We start from the raw sequence: 20,594 nt of genomic DNA on the forward strand, positions 1-20,594 counted from the left end.
AGCACAGCCGCGTTCTCGCGAGGGGTGTTCAGATTTCCAGCACACCGAGAAAACGCACGACCTGAGCGCTCGAGGTGATTGAGTCTGCGCTGATGTCGCAACCTAGGCCAGCAACCAGATGATCATGCCGCTCACGGCCTGGAGGCGAACCGCCGACCGGAGGAGGAGCGGCAACGCGAGGTAACTCATGAGGCGCCCTGTTCTCTCGATCTGTTTTTCGCTCGCTGCCGGGCTCGTGGCATGCGGTTCGGGCGATACCGGCGCCGGCGGCGTCGGCGGCGACGGCACCGGCACGGGCGGCGACAACGCGACGACCGGCGCGGCGTCCGGAGGCGGCGCGACCGGCGCGGCGTCCGGAGGCGGCGCGACCAGCACGGCGTCGGGCGGCGCGACCAGCACGGCGTCGGGCAGCGGCGGCGCGGGCACGGGCACGGGCGGGGGCGCTCCCGCGCCGACGGGGTTCGCGCAGATGGAGGACCTCGACCGCGGCGTCGTGGCCGTCCCCACCGACGGCGGCATCTACGTGGGCTTCCGCCTGTTCGGCTACGATCCCGACGACATCGCCTTCAACGTCTACCGGGACGGCACCAAGGTCAACGACGCGCCGATCACGGACTCCACCAACTTCGTGGACCGCGGCGGCTCCTCGAGCTCGGTCTACACGGTGCGGCCGGTCGTCGGCGGCGTCGAGCAAGGCGAGTCGGAGGCCGCGTCGGTGTGGAAGGATGGATCCCTGTCCATCCAGACGACGCCGCCGCCCGCCGGGGACGGCTACACCTACTCGAGCGGCGACGGCAGCGTGGGAGACGTGGACGGCGACGGGCGGTACGAGCTCATCATCAAGTGGGATCCGTCGAACCTCCAGGACAACTCGAAGGCTGGCCGCACGGGCAAGACCTACCTCGACGCCTACACGCTCGACGGCGAGCGGCTCTGGCGCATCGATCTCGGCGTGAACATCCGGGCCGGGGCGCATTATTCGCCGTTCCTCGTCTACGATCTCGACGGCGACGGGAAAGCGGAGGTGGCCGTCAAGACGGCGCCGGGGACGCGCGACGGGACGGGCGAGTACCTGAGCAAGGGGCCCGCGGCCGGCGACGACGACGCCAGGGACTACCGCAACAACGACGGCTACATCCTGACCGGCCCGGAGTACCTCACCGTGTTCTCCGGGGAGACCGGCGCCGAGCTCGCCACGACCGAGTTCCTCGTGGGCCGCGGCGATGTGTGCAGCTGGGGCAACAACGAGTGTTACGGCAACCGCGTCGACCGGTTCGTCGGCACGATCGCGTTCCTCGACGACACAGGGCGCCCGAGCGCGGTGTTCGGGCGCGGCTACTACGCGCGCACCACGCTCTCGGCCTGGAACTACCGCGACGGCGAGCTCTCGAACCTGTGGACGTTCGACTCGAGCTCGAGCCGCGACAACGGGAAGTTCGGGGGCAAGGGCGCCCACTCCATCAGCGTCGCGAACGTGGACGACGACCCGCAGCAGGAGATCATCAACGGCGGCGCCACCTTCGACAACGACGGCACCGGCCTATGCGCCGTGGACTACTATGCTCACGGCGACGCGCTGCACGTCACGGATCACATCCCGTCGCGCCCCGGCCTCGAGGTGTTCATGCCGTACGAGGGCGGGGAGTCGCCCGCGTACGCCATGCGCGACGCCCGCACGTGCGAGGTCATCTGGAAGGGGCCGGGCAACGGCGGCGAGGAGGGCCCTGGCCGGGGCGTGGCGGCGGACGTCGATCCTCGCAGCCCGGGGAGCGAGGCGTGGGTCAACAACAGCCAGCTGCTGCGCGGCTCGGACGGCAACGGCGTCGGGAACCGCCCCGCGTCGTCGAATTTCCTCATCTGGTGGGACGCCGACCTGAGCCGCGAGCTCCTCGACGGCAACGGCATCCGCCAGGTCGATGGCGAGGGCGGCAACTTCACGGCCGACGGGTGCACCGCGAACAACGGCACGAAGAGCAGCCCGACCCTCAGCGCGGACATCCTGGGCGACTGGCGCGAGGAGGTGATTTTCCGCTGCGGCAACTCGATCCGTATCTTCACGACGAGCCAGGTCGCCGGGAACCGGATCCACACCCTGATGCACGATCCGCAGTACCGCGTCGCCATCTCGTGGCAGAACGGCGCCTACAACCAGCCGCCCCACCCGAGCTTCCACATCGGCGAGGGGATGGCCCCGGCGCCGAAGCCGGACATCCACGTCCGCTGAGGCACCCGGGCGGCCGGCCCGGACCGGCCATCCGGTCACATCACGTATCGGTCCAAGACGAGCAGGTATCGCCGTCGCCCGGCGATACCTGCCTTCCCAGTCGGTCCCCTGGGGTGTCGTGCTCTACCGTGACGTGGGCGTGACGTGGGCGCGACGTGGGCGCGGTGCTGAGAGCTGCGCCCGCCCTGCGCAGCTCCCGGTGTCACGGAGCGCCGTCAGGGCTGCGCGACCTCGACGGACTGCACATCGAGCTGTATGAACTGACCGACATAAGGCTCGGGCGCCGGGGGGATACCGTCCACGACCAGATGCTTGAAGTTGGCGATCTCTATAGCATTCTGGCCATCGCCGAGGAAAGACACGGTGGCTCCACCCCGGATTGGAATGGTCTTCGTGTGATCGATGATGAACGTGTCGTGACCCACGGCGGGGCTGTCGTTGAGGTAATAGACCTCCGGCGGGTCGGAGACAGTGATGCTGTAGATGTTGTATGTCGCGTTGTCGGGCGTACCGCCCACGCGGAAGTGCATGCCGTCGGGCGTGCCGCCCTTGTACTTCATCGTCTCGACGACGCCGCGTAGACGGACCGTCACTTGGTAGGTCGTGTCGGGCGAGCCGCCGAACGTCCTTTTCTCGTCGACCCGCGCGGACGTCGAACACTCGTCGCTGCCGCCCGGGTCTCGATCGCACGGCATCTCCCAGCGAAAGCCGTCGATGCTGGCGGCCGCGGTGCTCGGGTCTTCGCCGCCGCTGCCGCCAGCCCCGCCGCTGCCGCCGGCCCCACCGCTGCCGCCAGCCCCACCGCTGCCGCCGGTCTCACCGCTGCCGCCGGCCCCGCCGGAGCTCGCGCTGCTGGAGGAGCTCGCGCTGGTGCCCGCCTCGACTCCCCCGCCTGAGCCGCCAGCGCTCGTGGAGCTGGAGGTGCCCTGGTCTGCCGGGGACGGGTCGCCATCGGAGCCGCAGGCAAGGGCGGCCATCATCACGGGGATCGTAAGAAGATATACTCTCATGTAACACCACTCCGGCGTGAGCGCCGGTCTAGAAACTGGAACTGCCGGACGTCGTCTCGTTCCTGTCGAAGCAGCTGGTGCCCCGCCCCCCGGGATGGCTACGTCAGGTTCGTGAGTGGCCCGGTGCAGTACCGCTGGTCGCCGAACGTCGTCCGGGGGTCGCCGAACAGGTTCAAGATCGAGACGAGCAGATCGTTGTGCGGGCGGTTCGGGTAACGGAGCCAGCGCCCGCCGCGCAGGCCGCCGCCGCCGCCGGCCAGCAGGAACGGCATGTTGTCCTTCTTGTGACTCGGCGGGTCCGAGAGCTCGGACCCGAAGAAGACGACGCTCTCGTCGAGCAGCGAGTGTCCGCCCATGTCGATCTTCGCCATCTCCTCGATGAGGTAGAGGTGCTGCTTCGAATACCAGTTGCAGATGCGCTCGCACTCGTTCGGCTTGAAGCCGCCGTCGTGCTGGTAGAAATGGTGGTGCTCGGTCAGGTTGAGCCAGGGGAAGGTGTGCTTCGCCTCGGTGTCGCTCCACTGCAGCGTGCCGACCGCGGTGATGTCGCAGGCGAGCGACATCACCAGCATGTCCATCATGAGCTTGCCGACCTTGGGGATCGCCGCGTCGGTCGAGGTGTCCTTGATCGAGCCGGTGTCGGAGGAGTTGAGCCCCGTGCGCGGGTTGTAGTCGGACGTGTCGACCCGCTCCGGCGCCTTGCACGCGCTCGTCTCGACCGGCACGTTGTTGATGCTCATCTCGATCTCGCGGATCTTCGTCAGGTGCTGGTCGATCTTCTGCCTGTCGGCGGCGCCGAGCCGCGCGGACAGGGCGGAGTAGCGCCCGTCGAGGAAGTCGAGGATCGACTTCTTTCGCGCGAGGCGACGGGCGGCCTCGTTGCCGGCGCTGGGATCGAGCGAGCCGAAGAGCTCGGTGAAGATCTCCGTCGGGTCGAGGCGCGGCGGGATCGGCTTGAACGGCGCGGCGTTCTCGAAATTCGCGGCGTTCATCGGCGACAGCAGGCCGTGGGACTTGCCCGTCGCCCAGCGCACGGCGATCTGGATGCTCGCCTTCGCCTTGATGCCGGCGGAGATCTGCGAGGCGATCACCTGATCGATGGACGGCCCGTTCCCGTAGCCGCCGTTCGTGGAGCCCTCCTGAGCGCTGCCCGTGAGCCAGGCGATGATGCCGGCCTGGTGCTGCTCACCGCGCGCGCTCTTCATGTCGAGGCCGTCGACGACGAGCAGCCGGTCCTGCACCGGCGCGAGCGGCGACAGGATGGGGCCCAGGGTGAAGCTCGTCTCGTTCCCGGTCGGCCGCCAGCGATCGATCACGGTCCCGCCCGGCGTGTAGACGGCGAGGAAACGCTTGGCGGGGGCGGGGGCCGCGCGCGCCGTGCGCTCGGGGCCCATGATCTCCAGCCAGGGGAGCGCGATGGCGATGGCGCCAGCGCCCCGCAGCACGGCACGTCGGCTCAAACGAAAGTTGGACATGACCATCACTCCTGGGCGGCATCCGCGATGTAGTGGAAAGCATCCGTCTGCGTGAGCTCGATGAGGAGCTGCTTCACGTTGTGCCCGGACGCCTTGAAAGCGGTCGTTATCGCCTGCTTGGTGCAAGTGTCCTCGGCGCGCAGGGTGAGACCGTAGCCGTACTCGGCCCAGCGCGTCGCGAAGCAGTCATGCACCTCCTCGGCCTCGGCGAGCTTCTGCACCAGCTCGGTCGCGTTGTTCACCGTGCCCGGCGTGCCCGGGAGCGAGCCGCTCGCGTCGATGGTGACGTCGTTCTCTGTCGTGCGGAACAGCCCGACCGCGTCGTAGTTCTCGAACGTGAAGCCGACCGGATCCAGGTACTGATGGCACGTCCGGCAGACCTCGTCCTGGCTGTGCTGGCTGTAGCGTTCGCGCGCCGTCGCGCCGGAGTACGGATCCGGCGGCTTCACCCGCTCCAGGATGTCGCCCATGGGGAGCGGGATCTTCTGGCACATCAGCTTCTGGAGCACGAACGAGCCGCGGACCACGGGGTTCGTGTTGTTCGAGTGCGTCGTCCCGGCCATCAGGCCCGCCTGGGTGAGGAGCCCGAGGCGCTGGGTCGTGTCGAGCTGCACCTGCTGGAACTCGTCGCCCGTCACGCCGGAGACGCCGTAGAACGCCGCGAGAGGTCCATTCATGAACGTGTACGGGGCCGTCAAGACGGACGCCCAGGTGCCGGTCCCCTCGAAGATCTCGTGCTCGAGGAACCGCTGCGTCTCCTCGCGCATGAACGCGCCGATCTGTCGAGAGAAGGTCGGGAACGTCTCCGCTTTCCGCTCGAGATCCGCGAGGTTGCTGATGGGGAGCAGGTTGTCGAAGAAGAACCGGATGGTGGTCCGGGCCCGAGGGTGGTCGAGCATGCGCTCGGCGTGCGCGCGCACGCCTTCCTTCGTCGAGAGCTCACCTGCCTGCGCCGCCAGGCGCAGGTCGTCGTCCGGCGTCGTGCCCCAGAACAGGTACGAGAGCCGCGTCGCCATCTCGTCGCCCGTGGGCCGGCGGAGCTTGGGGTGCTCAGGGTCGGACGTGCCCCACTCGATGCGGTAGAGGAAATCTGGCGACTGGAGCAGCGCCTCGATCACCGTCGCGATGCCGACGTCGAACGTCGCGTCCGTCCGCCCGACGCTGTACAGCGCGAGGAGCTCGTCCGCCTCGCCAGCGGCGAGCGGCCTCCGGTAAGCGAGCGGCGCGATCCGCTCGACGATGGTGCGCGCGCACGCCTCCTCGCTCTGCGGGCTCACGTTGCTCGCGCAAGGGGCGAGCTTCGCGAGCGCGTCGGGGGTGGCGGTCGCGCGCCGGGCGACGCCCTCCGCGACGGTGCCCAGCTGCTCGGCCAGCAGGCTCGAGACCGACAGCGTGTCCGCGTCGTTGCCAAAGCCGTTTCCGACATCCTCGCTCGGCAGCGAGAAGGCCGGATCGGTCGTGTCACCGAAGAGGTCGCGGACAGTGTTGTTGTACTCGAAGCGGGTCAGCCGCCGCAGCGGCGCTCGCCCGGGGCGCACCGAGCCGTCCGCGCAGGCGCTCGGGTCCACCGTGGTGGGGTTCCCCCCCGTGGGGTCGTCCGTGGAATCTCTGGTTTCAGTGTCGCCCAGGTCTCCCGTGCAGCCACTGGCCAGGATCAACGCTACCGAGACAGCTGACCGAAGCCTTCCAAGGGGACGCGCCTGCTCATGATTCAAGGATCTGTACATCGATGTCGCCCTTCGCCCGCTCTGGGCGCGCTGAAGTCCCATCATCGAACAACAAGATTGATTTTGTGAAGTTGAACTATCGTGCAGTTCCCCCCGGAGAGGCGCTGCTACGGTGTAGGACATGTCGAAACTGTTCGGGTTGATCAATGCTCCAGTGAGCAAATCAGAGAATCATCTCGAGGGACGTGCTGTGTTCCGCCTGGCGCGCCATCGCGGCTCTGCCCCCCAACGAGCTGGAGCGCGCCGCTCCGTGGCAACGGACTGATGGGGAGGGATGAGCGAAAGCGAGAGCCTGCGGAGCACTCGTCAGGCAGTAGCGGCTCGCCCTCGGATCGGCTCACCGCGAGAGCAAATACAGTGGAAACGAAGCTTTGCTCTATCGGTGCGCACGTCGAGACGCCCGCGCCGATCACCGCGGTCGGGAGCTGGGGCACGACGAGCGCTGGCGGGGCGGCGGCGAAGGGATCGCAGCGGTAGCGCCGAGTGATCCGCTTGCGCTGTACAACGCACTCCGGGAGCGGATCTCGCCCGTCCCGGTGAGCAGAGAGCGGCCTGTCGACGGCGCCGTCGCTCACGCGCTCTCGGCGGGCGAGGTGCGGCGTGCGCAGCAGGAGCTGCTGACGGCGTGCTCGTGACGCAGCACCCCTCGGGCGAGACCCGGCCGGGAAGCACGGAAACGCCTGGCACGGCGCGTGCGAAGCGCGAGGGACGCCGGACGCCGGCGCAGAGGGATGGAGAGGCGCGGACCAGGGCGTCGCCCTGCCGAGAGCGCCCCAGGACAACGCGTTTCCGCGGAGGCCGTCGCATGAGTGGACTCAGTCTCGTCTTCGATACGCCGCAGCTCGCGCAGGACTACGAGGTTCGCAGCGCCGAGCGGCAGTTCCGCCATGGCCAGCGGCTGATCGCCGAGCTCGGCGTGCGCGCCGGCGAGCACGCGCTCGACATCGGCAGCGGCACCGGGCTGCTCGCGGAGCACGTGGCGGGTATCGTCGGGCCGACAGGCAAGGTGCTCGGGATCGACCCGCTGCCGCTGCGCGTGGAGATCGCCCAGCGCAAGGCGAAGGCGAACCTCTCCTTCCGGGTCGGCAACGCCTACGCGCTCGACGAGATCCCCTCGGGCAGCTTCGATGTCGTGTACCTCAATGCCGTCTTCCACTGGCTGCCCGAGAAGACCGAGCCGCTGCGGCAGATCCATCGCGTGCTCAAGCCGGGCGGCCGGATCGGGCTCACCACGGGCGCGAAGGACCACCCGCACCGGCTGCAGGCGATCAAGAAGCAGGTGCTGTCGCGGGAGCCCTACGCGCGCTACCCGGAGTCCCAGGCCGGCGCGCCCCACTGGGTGACGGCCGAGGAGCTCTCCGGGCTGCTCGGCGGCGCGGGCTTCGCCGTGCAGAAGATCGAGGCCCAGGAGAACGTGCAGTATCAACCCGACGGGCGCGCCGCCATCGCCTTCTCCCAGGCGAGCTCGTTCGGCAACTTCCTCGGCCACCTGCCGGAGTCGCTGCGCAGCCAGGCCATCGAGGAGATCCAGCGCGAGCTCGAGGCCTTCCGGACGCCCGAGGGCATCCGGCTCGAGGGGAAGCGGCTCTTCGCCATCGCACATAAACCGGCGTCGCACTGAGCGGGCCGCCGGCCTGCCGCGCCCCACGTCGCGACGCTATCCCACGATCCAGACTCACGATTCGGACCGGCTGAACAAGCCACCAGGAGAACTCCGCATGAGCGCCACACAGAACCAGAGCAGCAATGTCCTCGAGATCGTGCCGGTCGCCGGCCGGATCGGCGCGGAGGTGCGCGGCGTGCGCCTCTCGGCCGATCTCGACGCCGCCACGGTGAGCGAGATCCGCAAGGCGTGGCTGCGTTACAAGGTGATCTTCTTCCGCAACCAGCACCACCTCGACAACGTCACCCAGGAGTCGCTGACCGCCCTGTTCGACGGCAAGCCCGTCGCGCACCCGACGGTCCCGGTCGTCCAGGGGACGGACTACATCCACGAGCTCGACTCGCGGTACGGCGGTCGCGCGAACTCGTGGCACACCGACGTCACGTTCGTCGACGCGTACCCGAAGGCGTCGATCCTGCGGGCGCTCGTGATCCCGCAGTACGGCGGCGACACGGTCTGGGCCAACACGGTCGCCGCGTACGAGGAGCTGTCGCCCGCGCTGCGCGAGCTCGCGGACAAGCTGTGGGCGGTCCACAGCAACCAGTACGACTACCAGGCGCGGCGGCCAGAGGTGTCGCCGGAGGACGAGCGGCGCTACCAGGAGGTGTTCACGTCGACGGTCTACGAGACGGAGCACCCCGTCGTGCGCGTCCACCCCGAGACGGGGGAGCGGTCGCTGGTGCTCGGTCACTTCGTCAAGAACATCCTCGGCGTCTCCTCCCACGACTCCGCGCACCTCTTCCAGGTGCTCCAGGACCACGTCACGCGCCTCGAGAACACCGTCCGGTGGCGGTGGGCCGTGGGCGACGTGGCGGTCTGGGACAACCGCGCCACCCAGCACTACGCGATCAACGACTACGGCCATCAGCACCGCCTGGTGCGCCGGGTGACGGTGGACGGCGACGTGCCCGTCAGCATCGACGGAAAGCGCAGCGTCACCCGCAAGAAGGCGCAGCGCGCCTCCGCGGCGAGGAGCGAGAGCCCGGCGGTGGCGAGCGCGCCGCTGGCCGCTGCCACGGCCTAGGACGCCAGTCCGCCACCGCGGCTCGGGCGCGCGGACGCCGGGGTTCAGCGCCGGAGTCAGCGGTGGCCGCTGGATGGGCCCTTGACGGCCGCGGCCGCCTGCGCTTCATGTGCGGCGGAGGAGCGCCCGTGGGTACGACGAGCAAGCGCGACGAGGCGCGGGACGGAGAGCAGAACACGGCCCACGTCGTGGTGATCCTGCTGATCGTGGCGTTCGGCGTGCTCGCGCTGCCGTGGATGGTCCTGCGCAAGCTGGAGGCCCGCGCGCTGCCGCCGCGCGGCGACCTGGCCGCCGGCGTCACGGCCGATGACCTCGCCCAGGGCGGCAAGATCTATTACCGCTCGTGCACCGGCTGTCACCAGGCAAGGGGGGAAGGGAAGCCTGGCCGCTATCCGTCGCTCGTCGGCTCTTCATGGGTGCTCGACGATCCGGAGACCCCGATCCGGCTCGTGCTGCTCGGCGCCGCCGGCCCGATGGAGGTGAACGGCGCGGTGTACAACGACGTGATGCCCAACCTCGGCGTGACCCTCACGGACGACGAGATCGCGCTGGTGCTCACCTACGTCCGGTCGAGCTGGGGGAACAGCGCGCCGGCGATCACGAAGGACGAGGTCGCGCGGGTGCGCGCCTCGCTGGGCGACCGGCAGGCGCCGTGGGCGGGCGGCGCGGAGCTCGCGGCGGCCCGGGCGACGCGCGTCCTGCCCTGAGGGGCGGGGGGCGGGGGACGGGCGGCGCCGGGCGCGCCGCGGCGCGAGAGCAAGCGCCAGCGGGGCGGCGCGAGGCGCGCAGCCGCCACGCTGGTCGCACGAGGCCGAGGCGCGTGCCCAGCCAGCGCGACTCCGAGAGCTCTGTCACCGAGCGGAGCTGCTTGCTTCAAAAATCCAATGATTTCATTTTGATATGGAATCTCCTCCAGCCCGGATCTGCCCCGATGAAGGGGGCACATGCCGCGGAGATCGCTGACAACGAGGAGAGCGCGAGAGGGTTCCCTTGACCTCTCGTGTTCACGATTCGATGTACCGGGTTGAAGGTAGCCACGCTGTACGACCATCCCGCGCGCTGGTTGTCCAACAAGGCGACAGGGCCGCACATGGATATAACCGAAGGCCCATCCGCACGGCCGAGATCTGGCTCCGAGGCGCAGCCTTCATAACCCACGCGTTCGAGGAACATCATGAACGGTCTACCAAAATCGGAGTCTGACGATGTGGGGACGACCAGCGCTCGGGACGCGAGCCCGGCCTTCCGGGCGCTGCTCATCGGCATCGATTTCTATTACCCGAACCGGCTCCCGAACACCGCCGAGTACCGGTCGTTGCTCGGGTGCGTGAGCGACGTCGACCGCGTCGAGAAGCTCCTGCGTGCCCGGATCCCGATGCCGTACACGATCAGAAAGCTCGTCGCGCCCAACGTCGGGATCGGCCAGCCCGGTGGACCGAGGAGCGCCTGGCCCACGTACGCCAACATCAAGGCGGAGCTGGACAGGCTGCTCGCCGAGACGCAGCCCGGCGACCATGTGTACATCCATTACTCCGGCCACGGGGGCCGCATCCTCACGAGCTTCCCCGACCTGAAGGGGCGTGACGGGTACGACGAGACGCTCGTGCCCACGGACATCGGCGACACCTCGACGCGCAACCTGCGCGATCTCGACATCGCGTACTACCTCGACGCGCTCACGACGAAGAACCAGGCGACCGTGAGCGTCGTGCTCGACAGCTGCCACTCCGGCGGCGCGACGCGTGGAGACGACGTCGCGCCGCGGTGCGCGACGGGCGCCCCGGAGGGCGTCGATCCCACGCTCGACACGACCGAGCGCCCGACGGGCGGCGTGGCTCCCCACGACGAGCTGTGCGCCGCGTGGCAGCGGCTCGCGGCCACGGGCAGCGGGCGGCGCGCGGCAATCGGGACGACCTGGCTCCCCGAGGCCAGGGACTACGTGCTCCTCGCGGCGTGCCGCGACGTCGAGTCAGCGCTGGAGGTGGACGCGAAGGGCGGCCGGCAAGGCGTGCTGACCACGGCGTTCCTCGAGGCGCTCGACGGGCTGAGCGCCGACCAGACCTGGAAGGCGCTCTACGAGCGCGTGCTCGCCGGCGTCCAGAGCAGGTTCCCGTCGCAGACACCCCAGCTCCTGGGTCAGGGGGCGCGGCAGGTCCTCGGGAGACAGCTGCGGCCGGTCGTGAGCACGGTGAGGGTCAACGAGATCGACATGGCGAAGGGGAGGGTGAAGCTCGGTGCCGGCCAGGTGACGGGGACCCGCGAGGGCGCCAGGTTCGGGATCTACCTCCCGGAGACGACGAACTTCACGGAGCGCGACAGGCGCGTGGGCACCGCCATCGTCGAGACGACGATGGCCGTGGAGAGCTGGGCGAAGCTGGAGGAGGGCGCGATCGCGTCCGTCAAGCCGGGCGCTCCTGCGGTTCTCGAGGACGTGGGTGAGATCGCGCTGCGGCGCGCGGTCAATCTCTTTCACCGGGACGACCTGCCGCCCGGGACCGATCAGGAGCAGGCGCTCGGCGCCGTGAGAGACGAGATCGAGCGGGGAGGGCGAGGGTTCCTCGAGCTCCGCACCGGCAGGACACCGGACTATTACCAGGTGGCCATCGACAAGGATCGACGCTACGAGATCTGGGACGCGTCAGGGAAGCCCGTTCCGAATGTGGGGACGGTGTCGGTCGACGCACCCGAGGCCGCCAGGGCCGTGGTCGATCGGCTGATCCATCTGCTCCGGTATCAGACCATCCAGGAGGTTGCCGCCCCGTTTTCAGGGCTGAAGGACATGCTCCGCATCGAGCTCCTCGCCCCGCCGCCGGAGTGGTCGCACGACAAGCCACCTCTGGGCGGGACCGTGATCGAGCCGAGCGGCGACGCGTACGTGATGAAGCCTGACGCCTGGGTGTTCGTCCGCGTGGTGAACGACAGCAACAGCCATGTCAACGTCGCCATCATCGACCTCGGCGACGATTACGGGATCCGCGCCCTCGAACCCGCGCCGCCCGAGGGGCACCTGACGCCCACGCGGCGGTATTCCACCGTGGCTGCCAGGAAGGAGAGCCTTTTCGCGTTGCAGTTCTTCTTGTCCGAGGGGCGCGCCTCGTCGACCGACATCATCAAGATCTTCGCGACCGTCGGCGATACAGATTACTGGTGGCTGCTGCACACGCCGATCGACGAGCCCGTGACCCGGTCGCTGACCACGAGGGACGCCGCCGCGCACGACGCGCTCTACCGGCTGCGCGAGGCGCTCGACGCGGACGAGAACACGGAGCGCGAGGTGCGCCCGAGATCCGCGCCGGGGGAGGACTGGACCGCAAGGCAGTTCCGCGTCGTCACGAAGAGGACGTGAGCCTCGATGGGCGAGGGGGGCGGCGGCCAGCCCGCGGCCGCCGCGCCGGGGGCGGGTCAAGGGACCGGCGGATGGAGCCAGTCGAGGATGTGCAGCATGCCCGCAGAGTCTCCAGCGAGGATGGTCCTGGCGTCCGCCGTGGTGGCGCAGCAATACATGAACGTATGGGTTTCCAGCGTCGTGATGGGCTGGGCGGTCTCTACAAGGTCCCACACCTTGAGGGTCTTATCCCAGGAGGCGGAGACGGCGATGCGGCCGTCCGGCGTCACCGCCACGCCTAGCACCCCAGCGGTATGCCCTTCGAGGGTGCGGAGGACCTGCCCCGTCGCGAGGTCCCACACCTTGAGGGTCCTATCCCAGGAGGCGGAGACGGCGATGCGGCCGTCCGGCGTCACCGCCAAGCCTAGCACCCCGGCGGTATGCCCTTCGAGGGTGCGGAGGACCTGCCCCGTCGAGAGGTCCCACACCTTGAGGGTCTTATCCCTGGAGGCGGAGACGGCGATGCGGCCATCCGGCGTCACCGCCACGCCTAGCACCTCAGCGGTATGCCCTTCGAGGGTGCGGAGGACCTGCCCCGTCGCGAGGTCCCACACCTTGAGGGTCTTATCCCAGGAGGCGGAGACGGCGATGCGGCCATCCGATGTTATCGCCACTCCGTATACATTACTGGTATTCCCTTCGAGGGTGCGGAGGACCTGCCCCGTCGCGAGGTCCCACACCTTGAGGGTCTTATCCCAGGAGGCGGAGACGGCGATGCGGCCATCCGATGTTATCGCCACTCCGTATACATTACTGGTATTCCCTTCGAGGGTGCGGAGGACCTGCCCCGTCGCGAGGTTCCACACCTTGAGGGTCTTATCCAAGGAGGCGGAGACGGCGATGCGGCCATCCGACGTTATCGCCACTCCGCCTACATCACTGGTATGCCCTTCGAGGGTGCGGAGGACCTGCCCCGTCGCGAGGTCCCACACCTTGAGGGTCTTATCCCAGGAGGTGGAGACGGCGATGCGGCCATCCGGCGTCACCGCCACGCCCGCCACAAAAAAGGTATTCCCTTCGAGGGTGCGGAGGACCTGCCCCGTCGCGAGGTCCCACACCTTGAGGGTCTTATCCAAGGAGGCGGAGACGGCGATGCGGCCATCCGGCGTCACCGCAACGCCCGTCACAAAAAAGGTATGCCCTTCGAGGGTGCGGAGGACCTGCCCCGTCGCGAGGTCCCACACCATGAGGGTGTTATCCCGGGAGGCGGAGACGGCGATGCGGCCATCAGGCGTCACCGCCACGCCCGCCACAAAAAAGGTATGCCCTTTGAGGGTGCGGAGGACCTGCCCCGTCGCGAGGTCCCACACCTTGAGGGTCTTATCCGAGGAGGCGGAGACGGCGATGCGGCCATCCGGCGTCACCGCCACGCCGGACACAACATCGGTATGCCCTTCGAGGGTGCGGAGGAGCTGCCCCGTCGCGAGATCCCACACCTTGAGGGTCTTATCCGAGGAGGCGGAGACGGCGATGCGGCCATCCGGCGTCACCGCCACGCCGGACACAACATCGGTATGCCCTTCGAGGGTGCGGAGGAGCTGCCCCGTCGCGAGGTCCCACACCTTGAGGGTCTTATCCAAGGAGGCGGAGACGGCGATGCGGCCATCCGGCGTCACTGCCACGCCCATCACAGCATCGGTATGCCCTTCGAGGGTGCGGAGGAGCTGCCCCGTCGCGAGGTCCCACACCTTGAGGGTCTTATCCCAGGAGGCGGAGACGGCGATGCGGCCATCCGACGTTATCGCCACTCCGTCTACAGCATCGGTATGCCCTTCGAGGGTGCGGAGGAGCGCCTCGGAGTCACGGCTGAAGGGAAACCGCTCGCGCAACCAGGACGACCGGTGCTCGCCGAGCTTCGCTTCCGCCCGCTCCCGCACCTCCTCGATCCCCATGTCCAGGCATCGATTGCGGAGCTGCTGGAGGAGGAATCCGGGTGCCTTTGCCGGATCCCACCTGCGCAGGATGCTGGACTCTCGATCCAGCGGCCGGCTCAGCGCTTCCAGCCTGGCTCGCCCGGCTGCTCCCGCGAGCTTGATCCCGATCCGTAGATCCGTGAGCACCTCATCGATCTTTCTCTTCGCCACCTCCTTGTGCAGCCGATCCATGTCCCGGAGCGCCTCACCCAGCCGTTCCCCGGAGGTCGCGGCGAACGCCTCCGGTGCGTCGATGTGCTGCTTCGCAAACTCCCACACCAGAGGCTCCAGGCGGACGACGTCGCGCCCCCTCATCGGCTCGAGGAACGACAGCGCGCCGATCTCCCGGAGCGCGCCCTGGAGCCGACCCGGGAACCCTTCTTCTGCCTCGCTCTCGAGCCCGGTGAGCAGCGAGAGGCGCGCTCGCGGGATCTCCGCGGCGACGTCCAGCAGCGCGGCTGTCTTCAGCACCAGCCGTGCGTCGGCGTTCTCCAGCGCGTCCCACTGCGATTGCAGCGTTGCCTTGACCGTGGCCTCGTGCCGCGTCGCGAGCTCCTCGGGCGCGACGCCGGTCGTGTCCGTCGCCAGCAGCAGTCCATACTTCTCCATCCGAAGCGCGTAGTCCGCGAGCGGGATCTCGGGGTTCTTGCCCAGGAACGCCGCCGCGAGCGCGATGGCCAGCGGCATCGCGCCGAATCGCCGGCTGATGGTGCGCGCCACGGCGGGGTCGTCGGCCGGCTCCCGTGCCCTCCGCTGCGAGAGCAGGAGCTGCACCGCGGCGTCCTCCGGAAACACCGGGACATCGATGCTCTCGAAGCGCGCGTCGCGCCGTCTCGTGGTAACGAGCACGCGGCACCCGAGGCTCGCCGGCACGAGGCCGGCCGCGCGGTCCGTCTCGAGATCGGTGGGGTGCTCGACATAGTCGAAAATCACCAGCGCCTCGGGCCGCGCCCGCAGGTAATCCCCGAGCGCCGCCACCAGGCGGAGCTGCCGCTCCGCCTCCGGCGCGCCTTCCGCCTTCAGCCCCAGCTCGATCGCGAGCTTTTTCAGCTCCGGCCGCCAGTCGTCGCTGGCGGCGTTGACGAAGAAGACCCCGTCGCGATAGCTCGCTTCGTACCTGAACGCATACTCGACAGCGAGCTGGGTCTTGCCGATCCCGCCCATTCCCGTGAGCATCACGGGCCGCCTACCGCCGGGCTGCGGGTCCTGAATCATCCCGTGCAGCCGCGCGAGCTCCTCGTCGCGGCCGACGAAGGACGGGTTGCGCGCGAGCGGCATCCTGAATTGCACCTTCGGCAGCTCCGCGAGGCGGATCTTCTCCGATGTCCCCGGCACACGCGGGCAGAGCTCGAACACCTCGGGCTCATCGCTCCGCACGAGAGCGACCTCGTTGCGACCCGAAGCGAAGGCCTTCTCGATCGTGTCGCCGTTGAAGAGGGCGCCGTAGAACCCCTTCGAGAAGGCCACCGCGGCCTTGTCGGTGATCGAGCGCGACGTCCCGATGGCGCAGTCCACGTGCTGCGCGATGGCCATGGCCTGCTCGAGCGAGGCGCAGGCGTTGAGCACCACGCAGCGCACCGAGCCGCCTTCGAGCCGGAACAGCTCCGCGAGCGCCTCGATGGGGACCGGCGCGGGGCGCCCGGCGTCGTCGTTGAGCAAGAGCTCCGTGCGCTCGCCGGGGCGGTCTCCGGCGCCCGGTACCGGGCGTACGTCCCGTCCGCCGGCGGCTGGCCCGGCGTGCTGCCCGTGGCCGCCGAAGTGCACCACAGCGGGCCTGTGCAGGGCGAGCGCACGGCGCACGTCGTCGATGCGCGCCGCGAGCACGGGGCGCAGCTCGAAGGCGTCGCGCAGGCGAGCTCGCATCCGCTCGTCCTCGATGTCGCGGTACTCCTCGTCCAGATCGAGCTGCCTGGTGCCGGAAGGATTGGCGCTCAGGAAAAGGATGGTGGCAGGCATCGCAACCCCTCATCGGGGTCCCGCATCGCGCGTGCCAGATCATGCGTGAGGTTTCCGCTCTACGCGGCGCGTGAACCTCGCCGCTGGGCGGTTGACGCCGGAGCGCAAGCCCGCCGGGGGCGCGTCAAGCGCGCGGCGGATGGATCCAGTCGAGGAAGTGCAGCGCGCCCGCGGAGTCTCCAGCGAGGATGGCCTTGGCGTCCGCCGTGATGGCGCAGCAGCGTAGGAACGTGTGGGTTGCCAGGATCGTGATGGGCGGGGCCGTCTCTACCAGATCCCACACGTTGAGCGTCCTGTCCGCCGAAACGGAGACGGCGAAGCGGCCATCCGGCGTCACCGCCATGCCGAAAGCCCAGCTGGTGGGTCCTTCGAGGGCGCGGAGGATCTGCCCGGTCGCGAGATCCCACACGTTGAGTGTCTGATCCCGGGAAGCGGAGACGGCGAAGCGGCCATTCGACGTTATCGCCACGTGGTACACAGCCTGGGTATGGCCTTCGAGGGTACGGAGGACCTGCCCGGCCGCGAGGTCCCACACCTTGAGCGTCCGGTCCCCGGCAGCGGAGACTGCGAAGCGGCCATCCGGCGTCACCGCCACCGTGCTATGGCCTTCGAGGGTGTGGAGGAGAAGCCCGGTCGCGAGGTCCCACACCTTGAGCGTCTGGTCCCCGGCAGCGGAGACTGCGAGGCGGCCATCCGGCGTCACCGCCACGGAAGTCACAGGCCAGGCATGCCCTTCAAGAGTGCGGAGGAGAAGCCCGGTCATGAGGTTCCACACCTTGAGCGCGCCGTCCCCCGAAGCGGAGACGGCGAAGCGGCCATCCGATGTCACCGCCACGGCAGTCACAGGCGAGGCATGCCCTTCGAGAGTGCGGAGGAGCTGCCCGGTCGCGATGTTCCACATCTTGAGCGTCTGGTCCTGCGAGGCGGAGACGGCGAGGTGGCCATCCGATGTCACCGCCACGCCTTCAACAGAATCCGCGTGCCCTTCGAGGGTACGGAGGGGTTGCGCGGTCGCGAGGTCCCACACCTTGAGCGCGCCGTCCCCCGAGGCGGAGACGGCGAAGCGGCCATCCGACGTCACCGCCACGGCATTCACAAGCCCGGTATGCTCTTCGAAGGTGCGGAGGAGTTGCCCCGTCGCGAGATCCCACACCTTGAGCGTCTCGTCCCAGGAGGCGGAGACGGCGAGGCGGCCATCCGACGTCACCGCCACGCCTTGCACGAAAGACGTATGGCCTTGGAGGGTGCGGAGGAGCTGCCCCGTCGCGAGATCCCACACCTTGAGCGTCTTGTCGGTGGAGGCGGAGACGGCGAGGCGGCCATCCGATGTCACCGCCACGCCGTCGACATGAGAGGTATGCCCTTCGAGAGTGCGGAGGAGAAGCCCGGTCGCGAGGTCCCACACCTTGAGCGTCTCGTCCCAGGAGGCGGAGACGGCGAGGCGGCCATCCGATGTCACCGCCACCGCCATCACCTCACGAGTATGCCCTTGGAGGGTGCGGAGGAGCTGCCCCGTCGCGAGGTCCCACACCTTGAGCGTCTTGTCGGTGGAGGCGGAGACGGCAAAGCGGCCATCCGATGTCACCGCCACGCCTTCGACAGAATCCGCATGCCCTTGGAGGGTGCGGAGGGGCTGCCCCGTCGCGAGGTCCCACACCTTGAGCGTCTTGTCGGTGGAGGCGGAGACAGCGAAGCGGCCATCCAATGTCACCGCCACGGCATTCACAGGCTCGGTATGCGCTTCAAGGGTGCGGAGGAGTTGCCCCGTCGCGAGATCCCACACCTTGAGCGTCTTGTCGGTGGAGGCGGAGACGGCGAAGCGGCCATCCGATGTTACCGCCACGCCTTGGACAGAATTCGCATGCCCTTCGAGGATGCGGAGGAGCGCCTCGGAGTCACGGCTGAAGGGAAACCGCTCACGCAGCCAGGACCACCGGTGCTCCCCGAGCTTCGCTTCCGCCCGCTCACGCACCTCCATGATCCCCATGTCCAGGCATCGATTGCGGAGCTGCTGGAGGAGGAACCCGGGTGCTTTGGCCGGATCCCACCTGCGCAGGACGCTGGACTCTCGATCCAGCGGCCGGCTCAGCGCCTCCAGCCTGGCGCGCCCGGCAGCCCCCGCGAGCTTGACCCCGATCCGCAGATCCGTGAGCACCTCGTCAATTTCCCTCTGCGTCACCTCCCTGTGTAGCCGATCCATGTCCCGGAGCGCCTCGCCCAGCCGTTCCCCGGAGGCCGCGGCGAACGCCTCCGGGGCGTCGATCTTCTGCCGCGCGAACTCCCACACCAAGGGCTCCAGGCGGACACGGTCCTGCCCCCTCATCGGCTCGAGGAACGACAGCGCGCTGATCTCCCGGAGCGCGCCCTGGAGCCGGCCCGGGAACCCTTCTTCTGCCTCACTCTCGAGCCCGGTGAGCAGCGACAGGCGCGCCTGCGGGATGTCCGCGGCCACGTCCAGCAGCGCGGCCGTCTTCAGCACCTGCCGTGCGTCGGCGTTCTCCAGCGCGTCCCACTGCGACTGCAGCGTCGCCATCATCGTGGCCTCGTGCCGCGTCGCGAGCTCTTCGCGCGTGACGCCGGTCGTGTCCGTCGCCCGCAACAGGCCGTACTTCTCCATCCGGCGCTCGTAACCAGCGAGCGAGATGTCGGGGTTCTTGCCCAGGAACGCCGCCGCGAGCGCGACGGCCAGCGGCATCGCGCCGAACCGCCGGCTGATGGCGCGGGCCACGGCGGGGTCGTCGGCCGGCTCCCGTGCTCTCCGCTGCGAGAGCAGGAGCGTCACTGCGGCGTCCTTCGGTAACACCGGGACATCGATGCTCTCGAAGCGCGCGTCGCGCCGTCGCGTCGTCACGAGCACCCGGCATCCCAGGCTCGCCGGCACGAGGCCGGCCGCGCGGTCCGTCTCGAGATCGGCTGGGGTCTCGACGAAGTCGAAGATCACCAGCGCCTCGGGTCGCGCCCGCAGGTAGTCCCCGAGCGCCGCCACCAGCCGGAGTTGCCGCTCCGCCTCCGGCGCGCCTTCCGCCTTCAGTCCCAGCGCGATCGCGAGCTTCTTCAGCTCCGGCCGCCAGTCGTCGCCGGCGGCGTTGACGAAGTAGGCCCCGTCGCGATAGCTCGCTTCGTACCTGAAGGCATACTCGACAGCGAGCTGCGTCTTGCCGATCCCGCCCATTCCCGTGAGCATCACGGGCCGCCTGCCGCCGGGCCGCACGTCCTGAAGCATCCCGTGCAGCCGCGCGAGCTCCTCGTCGCGGCCGACGAAGGACGGGTTGCGCGCGAGCGGCATCCTGAACTGCACCTTCGGCAGCTCCGCGAGGCGGATCTTCTCCGATGTCCCCGGGACGCGCGGGCAGAGCTCGAACACCGTGGGCTCGTCGCTGCGCACGAGAGCGACCTCGTTGCGGCCCGAAGCGAACGCCTTCTCGATCGTGTCGCCGTTGAAGAGAGCGCCGTAGAACCCCTTCGCGAAGGCCAATGCAGCCTTGTCGGTGATGGCGCGCGACGTCCCGATGGCGCAGTCCACGTGCTGCGCGATGGCCTTGGCCTGCTCGAGCGAGGCGCAGGCGTTGAGCACCACGCAGCGCACCGAGCCGCCCTCGAGCCGGAACAGCTCCGCGAGCGCCTCGATGGGGACCGGCGCGGGGCGCCCGGCGTCGTCGTTGAGCAAGAGCTCCGTGCGCTCGCCGGGGCGGTCTCCGGCGCCCGGTACCGGGCGTACGTCCCGTCCGCCGGCGGCTGGCCCGGCGTGCTGCCCGTGGCCGCCGAAGTGCACCACCGCGGGCCTGTGCAGGGCGAGCGCACGGCGCACGTCGTCGATGCGCGCCGCGAGCACGGGGCGCAGCTCGAAGGCGTCGCGCAGGCGAGCTCGCATCCGCTCGTCCTCGATGTCGCGGTACTCCTCGTCGAGCTCGAGCCGCGCGGTGCCGGAAGGGTTGGCGCTCAGGAAAAGGATGGTGGCAGGCATCGCAACCCCTCATCGGGGTTTGGCATCAAACGTACCAGAGGATGCGTGAGTGTCCTGCTCGATTCGACGAGTTTTCCTCCCCCGATTCGTCGGCAATTCTCCCTGTCGGGCTCGGGCCGCTTTCCAGGATTGAGGCACTGGCCTCGGACGAACCTCGCCTGATATCAGCGGCGGACGACTTCAGCGAGTCACCGCACAGGTGAGGAACTACTCTCGGCCCTGCCGGGTCGAGCCATCGTCCATGCGGCACACC

The 20,594-nt window shown here is 69.0% G+C and carries 10 protein-coding genes; 5 read left to right on the plus strand and 5 right to left on the minus strand.

The window, feature by feature from the left end; translation table 11 throughout:
• Positions 1 to 187 precede the first annotated feature (187 nt).
• Complete coding sequence (locus tag WME85_RS18180; protein ID WP_437839840.1) at positions 188 to 2,224, plus strand: rhamnogalacturonan lyase; 2,037 nt, start codon at positions 188 to 190, stop codon at positions 2,222 to 2,224.
• A 215-nt stretch (positions 2,225 to 2,439) separates the two neighbouring features.
• On the opposite strand, the gene WME85_RS18185 is transcribed toward WME85_RS18180, so the two are convergent.
• From WME85_RS18185 to WME85_RS18195, 3 genes are all read right to left on the minus strand, one after another.
• Entirely contained in the window at positions 2,440 to 3,204 is a 765-nt protein-coding gene (locus WME85_RS18185; RefSeq protein ID WP_437839841.1) for a hypothetical protein, read from the minus strand.
• Positions 3,205 to 3,332: 128 nt separating this feature from the next.
• Complete coding sequence (locus WME85_RS18190) at positions 3,333 to 4,715, minus strand: DUF1552 domain-containing protein (RefSeq protein ID WP_437839842.1); 1,383 nt, start codon at positions 4,713 to 4,715, stop codon at positions 3,333 to 3,335.
• The gene (locus WME85_RS18195; protein WP_437839843.1) at positions 4,715 to 6,277 is read right to left on the minus strand and encodes a DUF1592 domain-containing protein; all 1,563 of its coding nucleotides are present in this window, start codon (positions 6,275 to 6,277) and stop codon (positions 4,715 to 4,717) included. The genes WME85_RS18190 and WME85_RS18195 overlap by 1 nt, the downstream gene beginning before the upstream one ends.
• Positions 6,278 to 7,241: 964 nt before the next feature.
• On the opposite strand from WME85_RS18195, the gene WME85_RS18200 reads away from it, so the two are divergent.
• From WME85_RS18200 to WME85_RS18215, 4 genes are all read left to right on the plus strand, one after another.
• Entirely contained in the window at positions 7,242 to 8,057 is an 816-nt protein-coding gene (locus WME85_RS18200) for a class I SAM-dependent methyltransferase (protein ID WP_437839845.1), read from the plus strand.
• 97 nt (positions 8,058 to 8,154) lie between these two features.
• Entirely contained in the window at positions 8,155 to 9,123 is a 969-nt protein-coding gene (locus tag WME85_RS18205; RefSeq protein WP_437839846.1) for a TauD/TfdA dioxygenase family protein, read from the plus strand.
• Between the two features lie 128 nt (positions 9,124 to 9,251).
• Positions 9,252 to 9,830 (plus strand): c-type cytochrome, encoded by a 579-nt coding sequence (locus WME85_RS18210; protein ID WP_437839848.1) that lies wholly within the window; start codon positions 9,252 to 9,254, stop codon positions 9,828 to 9,830.
• 467 nt (positions 9,831 to 10,297) lie between these two features.
• Positions 10,298 to 12,469 carry a caspase family protein gene (locus tag WME85_RS18215; RefSeq protein WP_437839849.1) on the plus strand — a complete coding sequence of 724 codons (2,172 nt, stop codon included), beginning with the start codon at positions 10,298 to 10,300 and terminating at the stop codon, positions 12,467 to 12,469.
• Positions 12,470 to 12,525: 56 nt separating this feature from the next.
• Here WME85_RS18215 and WME85_RS18220 read toward each other — a convergent pair whose 3' ends face one another.
• On the minus strand, positions 12,526 to 16,377 hold the full coding sequence (locus WME85_RS18220; RefSeq protein ID WP_437839850.1) for a CHAT domain-containing protein: 3,852 nt from the start codon (positions 16,375 to 16,377) through the stop codon (positions 12,526 to 12,528).
• Positions 16,378 to 16,501: 124 nt separating this feature from the next.
• Entirely contained in the window at positions 16,502 to 20,341 is a 3,840-nt protein-coding gene (locus tag WME85_RS18225) for an AAA family ATPase (protein WP_437839851.1), read from the minus strand.
• Positions 20,342 to 20,594 lie beyond the last annotated feature (253 nt).

Origin of the sequence: Sorangium sp. So ce1153 (assembly GCF_051521595.1) — a bacterium.
GTDB lineage: Bacteria > Myxococcota_A > Polyangia > Polyangiales > Polyangiaceae > Sorangium.

Bases quoted from the DNA above. Each gene is read 5' to 3' on its own strand.
- WME85_RS18205 (WP_437839846.1), top strand. From the start codon at position 8,155: ATGAGCGCCACACAGAACCAGAGCAGCAATGTCCTCGAGATCGTGCCG.
- WME85_RS18215 (WP_437839849.1), top strand. From the start codon at position 10,298: ATGAACGGTCTACCAAAATCGGAGTCTGACGATGTGGGGACGACCAGC.
- WME85_RS18180 (WP_437839840.1), top strand. From the start codon at position 188: ATGAGGCGCCCTGTTCTCTCGATCTGTTTTTCGCTCGCTGCCGGGCTC.
- WME85_RS18190 (WP_437839842.1), bottom strand. From the start codon at position 4,715: ATGGTCATGTCCAACTTTCGTTTGAGCCGACGTGCCGTGCTGCGGGGC.
- WME85_RS18185 (WP_437839841.1), bottom strand. From the start codon at position 3,204: ATGATGGCCGCCCTTGCCTGCGGCTCCGATGGCGACCCGTCCCCGGCA.
- WME85_RS18200 (WP_437839845.1), top strand. From the start codon at position 7,242: ATGAGTGGACTCAGTCTCGTCTTCGATACGCCGCAGCTCGCGCAGGAC.
- WME85_RS18225 (WP_437839851.1), bottom strand. From the start codon at position 20,341: ATGCCTGCCACCATCCTTTTCCTGAGCGCCAACCCTTCCGGCACCGCG.
- WME85_RS18220 (WP_437839850.1), bottom strand. From the start codon at position 16,377: ATGCCTGCCACCATCCTTTTCCTGAGCGCCAATCCTTCCGGCACCAGG.